General features: G+C 41.2%; 11 protein-coding genes and 1 pseudogene. 1 reads left to right on the forward strand and 11 read right to left on the reverse strand.

Going from position 1 to position 14,582, the window contains the following annotated elements:
• Window positions 1-13: 13 nt before the first annotated feature.
• The 10 genes and pseudogenes from ABIE48_RS26880 to ABIE48_RS26925 form a co-directional block, all read right to left on the reverse strand.
• Window positions 14-1,189 (reverse strand): restriction endonuclease subunit S, encoded by a 1,176-nt coding sequence (locus ABIE48_RS26880; RefSeq protein WP_192717140.1) that lies wholly within the window; start codon window positions 1,187-1,189, stop codon window positions 14-16.
• A gap of 6 nt (window positions 1,190-1,195) precedes the next feature.
• Window positions 1,196-2,683 (reverse strand): type I restriction-modification system subunit M, encoded by a 1,488-nt coding sequence (locus ABIE48_RS26885; protein WP_192717141.1) that lies wholly within the window; start codon window positions 2,681-2,683, stop codon window positions 1,196-1,198.
• Entirely contained in the window at window positions 2,676-4,202 is a 1,527-nt protein-coding gene (locus ABIE48_RS26890; RefSeq protein WP_354519992.1) for a type I restriction-modification system subunit M, read from the reverse strand. Before ABIE48_RS26890 ends, ABIE48_RS26885 begins: the two co-directional genes overlap by 8 nt.
• Window positions 4,199-4,432: a helix-turn-helix domain-containing protein gene (locus ABIE48_RS26895; protein WP_192717142.1), complete on the reverse strand. Its 234-nt coding sequence runs from the start codon at window positions 4,430-4,432 to the stop codon at window positions 4,199-4,201. The genes ABIE48_RS26890 and ABIE48_RS26895 overlap by 4 nt, the downstream gene beginning before the upstream one ends.
• Window positions 4,433-4,779: 347 nt before the next feature.
• Complete coding sequence (locus ABIE48_RS26900; protein WP_192717227.1) at window positions 4,780-5,001, reverse strand: site-specific integrase; 222 nt, start codon at window positions 4,999-5,001, stop codon at window positions 4,780-4,782.
• A gap of 71 nt (window positions 5,002-5,072) precedes the next feature.
• Window positions 5,073-5,927, reverse strand: a complete 855-nt coding sequence (locus ABIE48_RS26905; RefSeq protein WP_192717143.1) for a hypothetical protein — start codon at window positions 5,925-5,927, stop codon at window positions 5,073-5,075.
• A gap of 141 nt (window positions 5,928-6,068) precedes the next feature.
• Window positions 6,069-7,106 carry a DUF6236 family protein gene (locus tag ABIE48_RS26910; protein WP_192717144.1) on the reverse strand — a complete coding sequence of 346 codons (1,038 nt, stop codon included), beginning with the start codon at window positions 7,104-7,106 and terminating at the stop codon, window positions 6,069-6,071.
• Window positions 7,107-7,725: 619 nt separating this feature from the next.
• Window positions 7,726-7,956: pseudogene (locus ABIE48_RS26915) on the reverse strand (23S rRNA (uracil(1939)-C(5))-methyltransferase RlmD); the annotation flags it as partial.
• 250 nt (window positions 7,957-8,206) lie between these two features.
• Window positions 8,207-9,388, reverse strand: coding sequence for a DUF4317 domain-containing protein (locus ABIE48_RS26920; protein WP_076176604.1), 1,182 nt, complete (start codon window positions 9,386-9,388; stop codon window positions 8,207-8,209).
• 194 nt (window positions 9,389-9,582) lie between these two features.
• Window positions 9,583-10,152, reverse strand: a complete 570-nt coding sequence (locus ABIE48_RS26925; protein WP_192717145.1) for an SF0329 family protein — start codon at window positions 10,150-10,152, stop codon at window positions 9,583-9,585.
• A gap of 468 nt (window positions 10,153-10,620) precedes the next feature.
• Between ABIE48_RS26925 and hcp the strand changes: the two genes are divergently transcribed.
• Window positions 10,621-12,309, forward strand: coding sequence for a hydroxylamine reductase (gene hcp / locus ABIE48_RS26930; RefSeq protein ID WP_192717146.1), 1,689 nt, complete (start codon window positions 10,621-10,623; stop codon window positions 12,307-12,309).
• Window positions 12,310-12,387: 78 nt separating this feature from the next.
• Here hcp and ABIE48_RS26935 read toward each other — a convergent pair whose 3' ends face one another.
• Window positions 12,388-14,394 carry a DUF5054 domain-containing protein gene (locus ABIE48_RS26935; protein ID WP_354519996.1) on the reverse strand — a complete coding sequence of 669 codons (2,007 nt, stop codon included), beginning with the start codon at window positions 14,392-14,394 and terminating at the stop codon, window positions 12,388-12,390.
• Window positions 14,395-14,582: the final 188 nt, after the last annotated feature.

Consider the following 14,582-nt stretch of genomic DNA (forward strand, 5'->3'; position numbering starts at 1 on the left):
GCTGAAACACCTCCTATTCATATCTTATTACGTCGTTAATTAGTTTCCTTAGCATCAATTGAAGCCTCGAAATATCTTCTTGTGTAGAAACTTTTGCATTTTCGTAATAGTCCATTTTCTCAATGAATACAACTTGTTCATTTATGGATGGTAAAATCAGTGGGAAAGCCTTAACCTGTGTTGAATTAATTGATGCAAGATTTGAAGTCTTTTTTGCACACTTTAAAAAATAAGACTTTCCATAAAGACTACTGGTGATATAAGCCAGAAAACGTGGTAGTAAACTATCTTTGTTAGCTCTTATGCAAAAAACATGATTTTGATGCAAACACGGTTGAATTTCACAGTTCCAAAGAGTACCACGCCCAACTTTATCTAAATCACCGCCCTCGGTCATCAAATAGTCATCTTTTTGTAAAAGGTAACGATTACTTTTCTCGTGCGGCAATTCCAGTACTTTCACTTCTTTAAGATCCAAATAGCCATCTTTCACATTAGCTACTCGTAAATAAGGATAGCTATTTAATTCACCAGTATAAGATTTACCCAAAGTAATACCGGTCTGCATTGTTGTTGCAGAAGACAACGGAACAATAGGCCAACTATTTCTCTCCACATTTTCAGCTGAGAAATAAGAGTTGATTTCGATATTCTGAACCGTAATTATTGCAGCTAGCAATTTCCTCTTACTTTCGATAACTTTATCTGCTGCCCAGAGGAGTTCAGCAATGCGCCGCTGCTCCTCATACGATGGTAAAAGAAATTCGTATTTCATTAGCGTTTTAACATTGATACGCTTTGACATGGAACCATTTGCATTTGCGTTAGCGTATTGCCAAAAATGGTCTGTATTCAATATTAGTGGAAGGTATTGAGGGTATAAAATCTCCGCCTTTTTACGCAAGACAATTGCATCACCTGAACAAAGGGCATCAAAGTTTACCATAGCTGCACGTTTTAAATAAACATTTCGACGAGCTAAAAGAATATCTTCTGCATTACAAACTTTCATGGCAGAGACTAAGTTTTCTGGCCTCCCGTAATTACGGATAACAAATTCTCCTGAGACAAAATGTTCAAGACCGACAAAGCGGTCATATCCAGAAGTAGATGGATTTTCTTCACGAATTGAGATTTCTTCTGCTACATCATTTAATGTTACTTTTAACCATTTATCTATACCAAACATTAGTATTCACCGCTTTTCTAGCATTAACATTAACTCATCAATGTTACTATGAAAATCATCTCGAGAAATTAACCAATCGTTTAGGATTTCGGAAAATTCACTTTCCGTGTCAGTTGATGGATCAGTAATAGTGCTGCGTACATAAAGTGGGATGCTGAGAAGCCCATTATTCGCTAGAATTGTTTTCTTCTCGGCTACAGCAGCGAATCCATCAATATCCTCAAAAGCATGATAAGCGTCCGCGATTTTCTTTATATGTTTATCTTCAAGGAAACTATAAGTTCGGTCTTTAGTGACTTCATTCTTAGCATTAATGAATAATACCTTATTTTTTAATTTAGTAGATTTCTTGGTTCGGCAAATCACTATGCAGGCTTCCATTGGTGAATTATAGAATAAACCTTTGCCAATACCAATGACGCACTCCACTAAATCGGATTCTACTAACTTCTTACGCATCTCTGTCTCCTCATTACGAAAGAGAATACCGTGGGGAAACAGAATCGCGCAACGTCCAGTCTCTGGGTCCATGCTACTCAGGATATGTTGAAAAAAGGCAAAATCAGCACGTCCCTGAGGAGGGGTACCCAGAAAGTTTCGACCATATGGATCTGCGGAAAACAAGTCACGGTTCCACTGCTTAATTGAGTACGGTGGATTAGCAAGCACTAAATCGAATTGTTGAATCTTACCTTCTTCATTCAAAAAGAACGGATGAGCTAGTGTATCACCCTGCACAATTTTGAAATTTTCCACACCGTGGAGAAAGAGGTTCATCCGTCCGATTGCCGATGTCAGTAAGTTGAGCTCTTGTCCATAAAGTTGTACTGTACGCCATTCCTTGTTCTGATTTTTCAAATAGGAAATTGAGGAAATAAGCATGCCCGAGGAGCCACAGGTTGGGTCATATATTTTCTCGTCGGGCTGTGGCTGAAGAAGTTCGGTCATTAGATGCACAACTGTCCTGTTAGTATAAAACTCCTGTGCAGTATGGCCGCTGTCATCTGCGAACATTCTTATCAAGTATTCATAGCCGTAGCCAAGTTCATCCTCTGGACAGTTTTCAAGAGAAAGTACCTGCGAACTAAAATGTTCTATTAGTTCTTTTAGAAGGTGATCTGGAAGTCGCTCTTTATTCGTCCATGCGGCATCACCAAACACACCAGAAAGCAAATCATTATTGGCCTTTTCAATATCTCGCAGTGCTTTTTGAATGGCCAAACCTATGTTGCTGGACACATCACGAATTTTGCTCCAGTGAGCTTCAATAGGCACCTGGAAACGATGATTCTCTGCGAAAGTAGCATAATTAGTATCACCATCTGATTCTTCTAAGGCGATGCGGTATTCTTCGTCGTACACATCACATGTGCGTTTATAAAATAAGAGAGGAAATATATAATTTTTATAACTTCCTGCAGACATGCTTCCGCGCAAAATAATAGCCGCATCCCAGAGATACTTTTCAAGTTCCGATATCGTGATCCTACTCATTGAATAACCCTTCCTCACGCAAAAGCTGAATAAAGCGTTCTTCTGCTGTGTAAGCAGTTGAACGGCAAACCCTTAGATTTGCAATAGCATTTTCAAATGGAATTTCGTCAGATGCCAGTTTTTTTTCGATGTATTGAGGAATATGCAAAGAGTACTCCAATTGTCGCACTTCTTCTAACGACACAGTTCTGGCGTAATTGGTTTCTAATGTACTAGTTGCATGCTCGTATATGATATTTATATGATCATCTGTTAGGAAATTTTGTGCTCTTCCTTGTTTGAATATCGTCGAGGCATCTACAAATCTAATTTGTTTGCGCATTGAAGCTGCTTTTCTTTTTTTAAAAACAAGAATACAAGCTGCTAGTGAAGCACCATAAAACAGATTATCTGCTAATCCAATAATGCATTCAATCATATCAGTTTCAATCAGTTTTTGGCGGATTTCCCCCTCTTTTCCTCCCCGGAATAAGACACCTTGCGGAAGAACAACAGCCATGCGACCGGATTTGGGAGCCATTGACTTAATCATGTGTTGAATCCAAGCAAAGTCACCGTTGTTTGCTGGTGGTACACCAAAAATATTTCTTCCATACGGGTCGTTGATCCACATGTCATCACCCCATTTTTGCAGCGAGAAAGGTGGATTTGCGATCACACAATCAAAGGTCTGAATTTGGTCATTAGAAATGAATGCCGGTTGACGCAGGGTATCTCCTCGCATGATTTTGAAGTCATCTGCACCATGTACAAATAAATTAATGCGTGCGATAGCTGATGTGGACAGGTTCTTCTCTTGTCCATACAGCTTGCCAAGTGAAAGACTCTGGTCATTGATATGGTTTCGTGCTTCGATTAACATACCGCCAGTACCACAGGCTGGATCATAGATGGTTTCACCGGCTTTGGGATCTAGAAGGTTTACCAAAAGTTTAACGACTGCGCGTGGGGTGTAAAATTCACCAGCGCTATCTTTTGTAATATCAGCAAATTTCTTAATTAGATACTCATATGCTTGCCCCATTACATCAGCGGAAAATGAATTGTTACCCAAGCTCAAAGAAGAAAAGTGCTCAGTGAGATCTTTTAATCGGTCGTCACTCAACTTTTCTTTATTTGTCCACTTTGCTTCGTCGAAGTCATCGAAAATGCCAAAGAGAGTGTCGGGGTTTGCTTTTTGAATACCACGCATCGCATACTGAATCGCCGCACCGATATTGAAAGTCTTTTCACGTACATCATTCCAATGGCATCCCTCTGGAATCACAAAGCGATGATTTTCGGGGAAATTGGCATATTCTTCATCTCCGCCAGATTCCTCTAGAGCTGCTCGGGTTTCATCATCATACACGTCCGATAAACGTTTAAAAAACATCATCGGAAATATGTAGGTCTTATACTCATCCGCGGCCACCGGTCCTCGTAGGATATTGCAAGCCTGATATAAGTGATTAAACAGCTTGGTGCCGTCGTCATTAATAAAATCAGGTCTAATTACCTCTGCTGTTTGATTACTCACGCTTTATTACTCCTTTTCAACTGGTCATCATCGTTTGCAATTTCCATAATGTCTGCAATGTCACAATTGAGCGCTTTGCATATTCTGACCAAAATATCCATATTTACATTTTCATTTTTTCCGAGTTTAGCCATAGAAGCCGTACTAATACAGGCAGCCTCACGTAAATCTTTCTTTTTCATATCTTTATCTATCAACAGTTTCCAGAGCTTTTTATAACTAACGGCCATGATTTTCACCTCGCCTACGTTTTCATTATAAAGTACATAGGCACAATATTAAATAATTAATTTGCAAACACAAATTTTCAATGTGCTTTAACTAATTTATGATGTCTTTAAATAAAACCACATGATATAATTTTTATTGCATAATTTTTGCCAATGAATATGAAAGGACGAGAAAAATGTCATTTCAAACGCCTATAACTATACAAAAAGCTACTACCCAATTAGCTCCTTCCTGTTTTGGATGGTAGAAGACGACACTATCGAAGAATACCAATTATATGAGTTTATCCGTGACTTCCACGAGATAGACTCGGAGATTCCAGCGAAACTCCAAATCTATTTTGTAGTTATGTATTATTTGGAATCCTATGTCGTGTATTAGATCCCCCCATCTGGTCATGAGAGTACCGAATAACACAAAGGTCCAGAGCAATTGTTGAGGCCGACTTTCCTTCTGCTTGACGCTCTTCTACATATCCAGCAATATGTTTTCCAGAAATATTAGCTAAGTTTTGCGTGCCAAAATTATCACTTAGGTATCGAATGAAAGATCCATGTGGTAGTAGTATTGCCTTGAGTTTTAATACTCAGATCACCGCGAAGAATTTTTTTAATTAGACTCTTAATTTAAAAAGATTATTTATTCTTTACGTTTAAGGGCTTCAGCTAATTCTGCTTTCATTAATATCTTTAATTTATTTTTATCATCTTGAAGTTCCTTTCTAATTGTTGAAGCATTTTCACCGACAAGAAATTCAAAGCCTATCTCTATCGCCTCTAAATAATCCCACATCGCATTTAGAAGTTTTCTACATTGCAAAGCTACCTCCTCAGATAAATATAATTCATTAAAAATGAGGGTATCATTTGCCTCCGACCATTTTTCATGAGCTTCGTTTCTTTTTATTAAAGTTCTTATCGAGTTAACCTTTTTTATAACATGTTGGTTTGGTGATGATTGATCATCAGGCCACAAACTGTCAACTTCATTAATGTCCATTTTTGTAATTCTTAATTCTTTTAAGTATTCCATAACATCTTCTTTATTTGTATTTTCGAATGAAATATCTCTGTAGTAGCCATGCAAGGATAGTATTGCTCCATAAGCAATTTCAATATTTTTATAGAGTTCAGGATAACGCTCGTGTTTTTTTGATGTGTAAAGCTCAAAGTCTTTATAAGTCCTCTGTTGCTGGTGCTTTAACCGCTCAATATCAGCATTTAATTCCTGTTTGTATTTATCATTTATCTTCATGAAATCTGACTTCGTTTCTTCCAATTCTTTATTTAGTTCTTTTCTGTATTGATCGTTAATCTTCATAAGATCAGACTTATGATTTTCCAGATTTTTATTGAACTTTGAATTCACAAAGGAATTAGTAATTAATTTTGATGTAAAAAATATAGCCCCCATAAATAGTGTAGTTATACTAATACCACCAACATAAGTAGTCGCATCTTTCGAGATAAACTCAAGAAATTGTTGTCCCCACATAATTTACACATCATCCTCTACTGATAATGAAAAGATCTCAATATATTAGTCACTATGATTGACGTATCGTATATATAGATTTTGCCGCAAGGATTTTTATTTGATTCCTTTGAGGGGAACAAGTAAATTTAACTGTTCTTCCTATCCTCGAGCCATATTATTACTAAAACGGCTTGTAGCATGATAAACATATGATATTCCGTGTGCATTTATCTGGTTTCTTATGTTTATTTGATTCTTAATGTATCCAACCCCTACCATTGCAGATATTCCAATACCTAGACCAATCCACTTTAAGTGTTGAGGAGCTGAAATAGCACTTATTCCCGCGCCGACATAAAATAATTCTGGTATCTTAATATCGATTAAACTTTTCATACTCTCTAAACGAAAGTTAATCTTTTGATCGCTCATTAGTCTACTTATCTCTTTAATCCCCCTCTCTATCTCCTCCTTATAACTTTCTACTATTAAATTTACTTCATCTATTGATATTGCTTTATTCAGTTTCTGCTCGTGTTCCCTAATAATCGTACGGAATCTGAGTAGATCTTCAGCACGTTTTTTTTTGAACTGCAGTATCTCTTGAATTGTCGTACCCGCACTTGGAGTCGGTAAACATTCAGAATGTATGAGTACCCCAACTGGAGTAAAAAACAATTTGTCATATTCCAAAAAAGCTAGTCTCTCATTCTTATTTGTATTGGTGGCAGGCACATATCCGTGATAGTTTGCCATGTGCTTTGCCAATTTAGCAAGATAGATTTTTGCAAATTCCTCATCAATTTGATGCCAGTCCGATTCAGACTTTGAAATAAGCCCATTCCTTTGAAGCATATTAAATATTTGATAGGAAAACTTTGTTCTATAAATAAATGATCTTTTTCTTGAATTGTTCTTATTAGATAGTTTATATTTCGATGTTTTATTGATTGTACTAATAGTGTTACTAAACTCATTTTCAAATACTTTAGCATATAGCTCGTTATCCAAAAACTCTTCCGGCGATAATGGTTTAAATATACCTTCTCCCATCAATAATTCCGAATTATTATCGAATTGACCCGTTAAATCATAAGGGACAATAGATGAAATCTCATCAGTATATAACAATGTTTTTCTTAACCATATATCGTTAGGAAGTCCAATGTTAGGATAATATAAAATACCAAGGCTCATTTGATCTCTCCTTAGAATAAATCTAGTCTCACCTATACTTCCTTATTACTCAGTACTAATCTGCGCCTGATAAATCGTTATTTCAATGATCAAAAAAGTTTATACTCGTTTCCTCCTGGACTATATGTTCAAATTTATTACTAGAAAGAGCAAGCATTCTTTGTTTCAGTGTAAAGCTGTGTATCAGTAAAAATGTTCCCGTTCGTGGAATATCAACTTTCAACTTCAAGTAATTCCATTCTTTCACCTCGTTGATATTTCTATAAGATATTATACGTTTCGACATAATCCACCCATTTCCTTTATTCTCCTATCAAGTGCCTGGTGAGAAGAGTCGTATTATTCCCAAGCATTAAACCTAGTCTTTTCCCTAAATTGTACTGCTCTATCTGTTCAATAATTAGATTCCGTCATTAAGACCATTACTCATTATTTTATCAGAGTCAGCAAGTAATCACTTCAGTAATAAAGTGAAAAACACCCGATGGCGCATCAGGTGTTATCTAATATTAAACTATTAATTTCGTCAACAATCAGTCAACTCTAGTATTTTTACGCTATTGTTTCGCATTTCCATCTTAACTGTACTACTCCTCAAACCCGCTCCACCACTGCAATCTCATCTCTCTGTACCTTCCCTCACCAACAAAGCCACGCACTCCACGTGCACCGTATGCGGAAACATATCCACCGGCGTAACCTCCTCTACACCACTCGCTCCGGCGTCGGGTCACGTCCCTTGCGTGGCGAATTGACAACGATGACTCTATGCAGGGAGTACATCTTCGGACGCGCCGATCTCGAATGTAACGTTACTCATCCCGTTCAGTTCAGCATTACGACGTACTTCGGCTTTTCTGGTGATTCAGCAGCTTATCAGTTACGTCTTTGAGTCACTCCTTCCGTCGTATCCCCGCAGCGCGTCGCTGATCTGCTTCGCCACCAACACGATGGTCACAGTCACACGAAATAAACCAAACACAAAAATGCCCCCCTTCCGCTAGACAGATGAAATCATAAAACCTGTCCACGTAAGGGGAGCATCTCCCTAATCTACTGACGTCTCGTAAGCTTAATCCAATTCAAAAGCTGCTATCCCTTCAATCCGCCTTTTCCAATAGCGTCTCTGTAGTCAGCGTAAAGCCCTCAATAACAGCATCTTCGTCAACCTCAATCATAATGCAGCGTTTGCCTTGAAAGCTCACCTGTTTGATATATCTTAAATCCTGTGGGCTGATGGTAATCGTGGCTACCTTGGTATCGATCTTGATCGATTTGGACGTGAATTTCGGGATCACGCTGTTCGCCTTCAGTTCATAGTTCTTATCGTCAACGATGGTTTCAAACGCCCGTTCCACGGCTTCCTTGGTCACGTTATCCACGCCGCTTGCAGTCAGCACGCGTTCCACATCGGTATAATCCAGCTTCGCCGGTTCTTCCTCATCCTGGTGGGATTCAATCACTTGGTGGATCTCTTCGTACACGTGCGCGATCGTGGCTGAGTCCAGCTGTTCACCCGCCACTTCCTTCACGATATCTTCAAAGATCTCTCGCTCTTCCATGGCCGTCACAGACCGTTCCGCATTCAACACATCCGAGATGAAACGCTCGTTCGGATCATTCGATTTTCCCGTCGCATAGAGAACCCGGTTTACGTCGGAATAATTGTCCGTCACGCTGGGATAGAAGAACCCTTGCTCCGGTGTACTGAGCTTGATAATCGGATCGACAATAACATTGTACTTAAACTCTCTCTCCACATAGTCGAACAAGAGCGCCTTCCGCTGCTTTTCCGTAGAGTTCACGCTGCATAGAATGAACGGATGTCCGAACACCTCGTCGTTCCCGGTCTCCTCCGCTGCATCATTCCTCGCCTTGGTCGGCCGGTAGTATTGTCCGCGTACGAACGTGATGACCGTATCCCGTTCATACGTCGTGTCCGCCAACATTTTGTTCACGAGCAGCATCATCAGATCCTGCCACTCCTCGGGATCTCCCGTCTGGATCGCTTGGTGAAGCAGCACCTTCGAAGGGTCCTCCGCTTCCTCCTGAAACTTGAGCTCGAACAGCTTATGATCCAATTCGCCGGTCAGCAGCTTTTTGAAATTGCCCATGTACAGCTCCTGCTTCTCCCGGTCCACTAACTCAAAAGGATTCCGCTCCCAGTGATAAACCTCGTTCGTTTCTTTCATAATGTACACGTTCAGAATATCGAAAATCTTCATTAATTCATTATCCATCTTAAACTGCTTGCGAATGTGCGCGATTTCTTTCTTGTTCATAGTTCGTCAGACAACTCCTAGAAAGTAAAATTGGCTATATCAGTATAAACGAAACAAAAACCCTTCGCTATACAGAATGAACTAAAGCCATGTTATAGTCCGCGGTCGGACGCTACAACAAGGAAGTTCTGATGCACAACTCTAGTTCAGTCGATATAGACGGGGTTCTCGTCAAATACAGAAGTTATAGATTCTCAACACGTGCTGCGCCGTAGCTCATAAAAATACTGCACAACAGGATGCTTTACCTTCATTTTCTCGGACATGTTTAGAATCCGCTTTTTCCCAACGCGTCTGTCCACCAAAGCCAGAATATTCAATAGGATATCTTTGCTCTCGATGTTTTCTTCTATAGAAGTAGATAAAAATTGATTAGCTACTGCGACAAAATTGGATTTACTTAATGAAGCCTGTGCTGTCATAAGCTCCTTGGCATACCCTGTTATTTTTCGGTTTCTGGCAATGACTTTTAGACGATCCTCCGGAACGTTCCCCTTGGTATCCTTTCGGACCGCTTCCAATTCTTCAGCGCTGATCGGAATTTGTATATCGGGATCATTCTTAATTTCCAGCTCCGTCTGATACCACCGGATTGGACTCGTTTTATCATTCATTCGGAGGACGTCCTTTTTATCTACCGAAATATAACAAAGCCCTGCTTTATCAGGCATATAACGATAACCCGTTGCACGGTATTCAACCCTTCCAACTAACGCAGGACAGAGAAAACTCTCCAGCTGCTGCTTCAATTTACTCCAGGACATGGTTCCTCCTATAATCTCAACTAAGCTTTCTTCTATTTAAAAATAACTCTCGTTTCATTGCTCCTCTGTTCAGTATGAATAACCCCCTGCTAAAAAACAACCCACAAAGTCTGCACTTTCATTCTCCTTCGTTTCGGTGTCACACTTTTTCCGTACGAACCGGAACAAATCATCAAGGTCCCTCGTTTCAAAATCAACCAAAGCCGCTCCACTTCTTTTCCAATTCGCCGTGCATTTCTTTATTTTTCTCCTTGAGCAGGTGTCTTGATTTCCCGAATATTTCAGCCAGTCGCCGAGCGGTACCCGTTTGTTCTTCGCCTCCGGATCGTACGCCATGTTCCTCTGTCCTAGTGATTTTCATCACTTTTTCGGTGATCGCAGCGGAGTATACTGTTTCTGACAGTCCAATGACAACGCGGAAGTATGTTGACCTTAGGCGACATATCACTTACGAAACGGGGGAGAATCATGAATAACAACGCGACAGAGCCGTCCTTGAATCATCAGCCGTCCATGTTCTGCTTTCAATGCCAGGAAGCATCCAAAGGAACAGGCTGCACCCTTGTCGGCGTATGCGGCAAACCGCATGACGTGGCGAACCTGCAGGATTTGCTGATTTATCTGCTGAAAGGAATTTCTTTTCTCAGTCTGGATGTCCGGCTGCCGGAAGTGCTGGAACAGCGTGTATCGCTGTTTATCATGGACTCCTTGTTTGCCACCATTACGAACGCCAACTTTGACCGCGAGGTTTTTGTGGGGAGAATCCGGGAAGCGATCGCGCTCCGCAGCGAGGTGCGTGCCTATTATAACGAACAATATCCGGAAGGAACGGCTCATCTCCCGGATGCTGCCGTCTGGGAAGCGGATCATGAAGCTGCAATGGATGAAAAAGCTCGTACGGTTGGTGTCCTCTCCACCCGCAACGAAGACATCCGGTCGCTGCGTGAATTGATTACGTATGGCTTGAAGGGGATGGCTGCCTATACGTACCACGCGCTTCATCTCGAGCGAGATGACATCGAATTAAACCGGTTTATGCGCCGCGCGCTTGCGGCTACGCTGAACGACAGCCTTGAAGTGCAGGATCTGGTCGCTTTGGCGATGGAAACCGGCAAATACGGCGTAAACGCCATGGCGATGCTGGACGAAGGAAACACATCCGTGTACGGAAATCCGGAGATTACGAAGGTTAATATCGGGGTTCGAAACCGGCCCGGCATTCTCATCAGCGGCCACGACCTGAAGGATTTGGAAGAGCTGCTGAAGCAGACGGAAGGAACCGGCGTGGACGTGTACACGCACAGTGAAATGCTGCCTGCCCACTATTATCCGGCTTTCAAGAAATATGAGCACTTTGTAGGCAATTACGGAAATGCCTGGTGGAAGCAGAACAGCGAATTTGCCTCTTTTAACGGACCGATCCTGATGACCACCAACTGTATTATTCCGCCGAAGGACAGTTACAAGGACCGCATTTATACGACGGGCAACACCGGCTTTCCGGGCGTCCGCCATATCCCGGAGGCAGCGGATTGCGCTGCCAAGGACTTCTCGGCACTGATTGAGCAAGCGAAAGGGTGCCCGCCCCCAACGGAGCTGGAAACCGGCGAGATCATCGGCGGCTTCGCCCATGCGGCTGTGATGAACGTGGCCGATCAAGTCGTCGATGCCGTGAAATCCGGCGCGATCCGCCGCTTCTTCGTCATGGCCGGATGCGATGGACGGATGAAATCCCGCCATTATTACACCGATTTTGCGGCTGCACTTCCACAGGACACGGTCATCTTGACCGCAGGCTGTGCCAAATACAAATACAATAAGCTGGACTTAGGTGAAATCGGCGGAATCCCGCGGGTTCTGGATGCCGGGCAATGCAATGATTCCTACTCCCTGGTCGTCATTGCCTTGAAGCTGAAGGAAGTATTCGGCCTGGAGGATATCAACGAACTGCCGATTTCCTACAACATTGCCTGGTACGAGCAAAAAGCGGTGATCGTGCTGCTTGCCCTGCTGTATCTTGGCGTCAAACATATCCATCTGGGCCCTACGCTTCCTGCATTCCTGTCGCCTAACGTGGCCAAAGTCCTCGTGGACAACTTCGGGATCGGCGGCATTACCAATGTGGAAGATGACATGAACATGTTCCTCGGTGCCTGATTTATGCATCTAAACCAAAAAGAAGACACACAGGAGGATCCTGTTGTCTTCTTTTCTTTTATAATGAACTGCCTTTTACTATCCCAGCACTAACTCAAAACGGGCGAAAATATCTTCTTCATACCACATCGTGAAATTCGTTCCCCATGTGGTGTTCAATAGTGTAAACGTAAATTTATGGTTGTCTGGATGGTATTTGTTGTTATAACTCAGATTGTTATTGGTTCCGATTCCCAACAGAGGGGCATCAATCGGTTTAATATTGATTTTTTTATCGCTGCCATCGTAAATTAACTCTTCTATCATGTGCTGCAGCTTATTTCCGTGACCTACCACTGCAAAAGGTGAAATCACGGTATCCATTTTACGAATCTTCGTTAAGTACGGCGAATTCAAGCGTGGTGTCATGTCAAAAGAATAAATTTCCGGATAACGAATGGCATCTTTATCCTGTAATACAAGTGCAATTTCAACTTTATCTCCAAATTGATATTTAACCTTTACCACTCTTGGAGCACCATACTCCTCCACAGCTCTTTGGCTATACTTTAAAGTGGCAATGATCGAATCATTTTCCTTAACTAATTTAATAACATGTGGTGTGAAATGTTCATGCAATTGAATGCGTTTTTGGATTTCCATTCCTGGCTTTAAAAAGTCAATGGCCCACCAATTATGTTGCAGCTCACGCAAATAGTTGTAACGCAGGTTATCATAGTCATTTTGCCCGGCAATGGTATAGCTCAGCACCCCGAGTTTGTTGTTCTGATCAAAGTAAAGGATCCCATCCTTTTCTAAGTGGTTGATAGAACCATCGCTAGCAAACATCACTTGATACCCGTTTATCGAAATCAATTCTTCCAAACCACATTCAGTCCCTTGGTTATCAAAGATATGATAGGGAACTTCGATCCGTTTTTTAATGTTATGTTGATCTTCGGGCTCCAAACAAGCGATTGCACGATCAATGTTCTTCCGTTGTTCTTTCCAGGAAGACTCATAAAATTTATACGAACGATCCGTCCACTCATTATAAGTGAATTTCATTTCGCCAACCGTTGCATCTTTAACAATGCCATAAGCGTAGGTTAAATCAGCATCGGTAATTTGGTCTAAACTGCGCGCTCGCTGGAAGTCTTTCTTTTCATAATTCATATAGTCACTGAAATAGCGTTTGATATCCATTCCCCAAGTGTGCTCTGGAACTAACATCGCATAGAAATTCGCATCATCATTTTTGATTTGGTGATCAGACATGTAATTCGTTAAAATCCGGTAATCCCGAATGATTTTCGGATCAGACATCGTTCCGTGAATCCATGTGTCCCCAATCTCCTCTGTAATCACTGGCAGTTGGTCACGTACTTCCCAAAGTTCATTTGCAAACTGATCCATGGAAGTCATTTCAAGCTCATAGTCTGGATACTCATTGGCCATTTTTGACAAATACGTGTTAATTTTCTCCTTTGTTCCTGGACCACTATTATCGTGAGTATGCATAAACGCCAGCTTGTTATCCATGCAATCCACTCCGATGACGCCGCCATAGTCGTCTGAATAAGAGACAATGATCTCACTTTCGCCATGCTTCCATAGAAATGTATCCGGAACCTCTGGAATGGAACTCGAGCCATTTACACCAATGTGCAGGAATTTAACTCCTTGACGATATAACTCATCAACAATCCCGATCGTATGTCCTGGGACGTCCGTCATTTTTGCGCTTGTTGTTGTGAATCCATAACGAGCATCTAACTTCTTGGAGATGGAAATGATGTAATGTAATGTTTGAGATGTCATCGCTTCAGAGTGAAACGTACACGGGATCGCGTGCCAGCGTATGTAACCTTTCTTGATGGCGTCGTCCAGCTTTTGACAAGCTTCTTCATCCATGTTTTTGAAGTAATATTCAATAAGAAAGCTGCCTGTTGTCCAAACAAAGTCTTTGCCCTCTTTTCTTAAGTCTTCAGCTAAAGTGATTGCGTTTTGAATGTATTCATGGCAATACTTGTGCAGGACATTTTCTGCCAAATCGGTAAAACCAATGTCCAAATGAGTTTTGTTGACCACATAGATTTTTTTCATTGCTATCATCACGCCTTTCTTAGTCATCATACGTCGTGAATATCTACTAACGAGAACATGAAATTGGATCGTGTTATCTGATATGATAAACGCCCAAACGACATCATTCTTTGAACGAATGAGACAACATTTTGTATGGTGTGGACATGATGATGAATAAATGATCAGCTGCCGGCGATGTGCTTCGC

Source organism: Paenibacillus sp. OAE614 (assembly GCF_040546645.1).
Classification (GTDB): Bacteria; Bacillota; Bacilli; order Paenibacillales; family Paenibacillaceae; genus Paenibacillus_AQ; species Paenibacillus_AQ favisporus.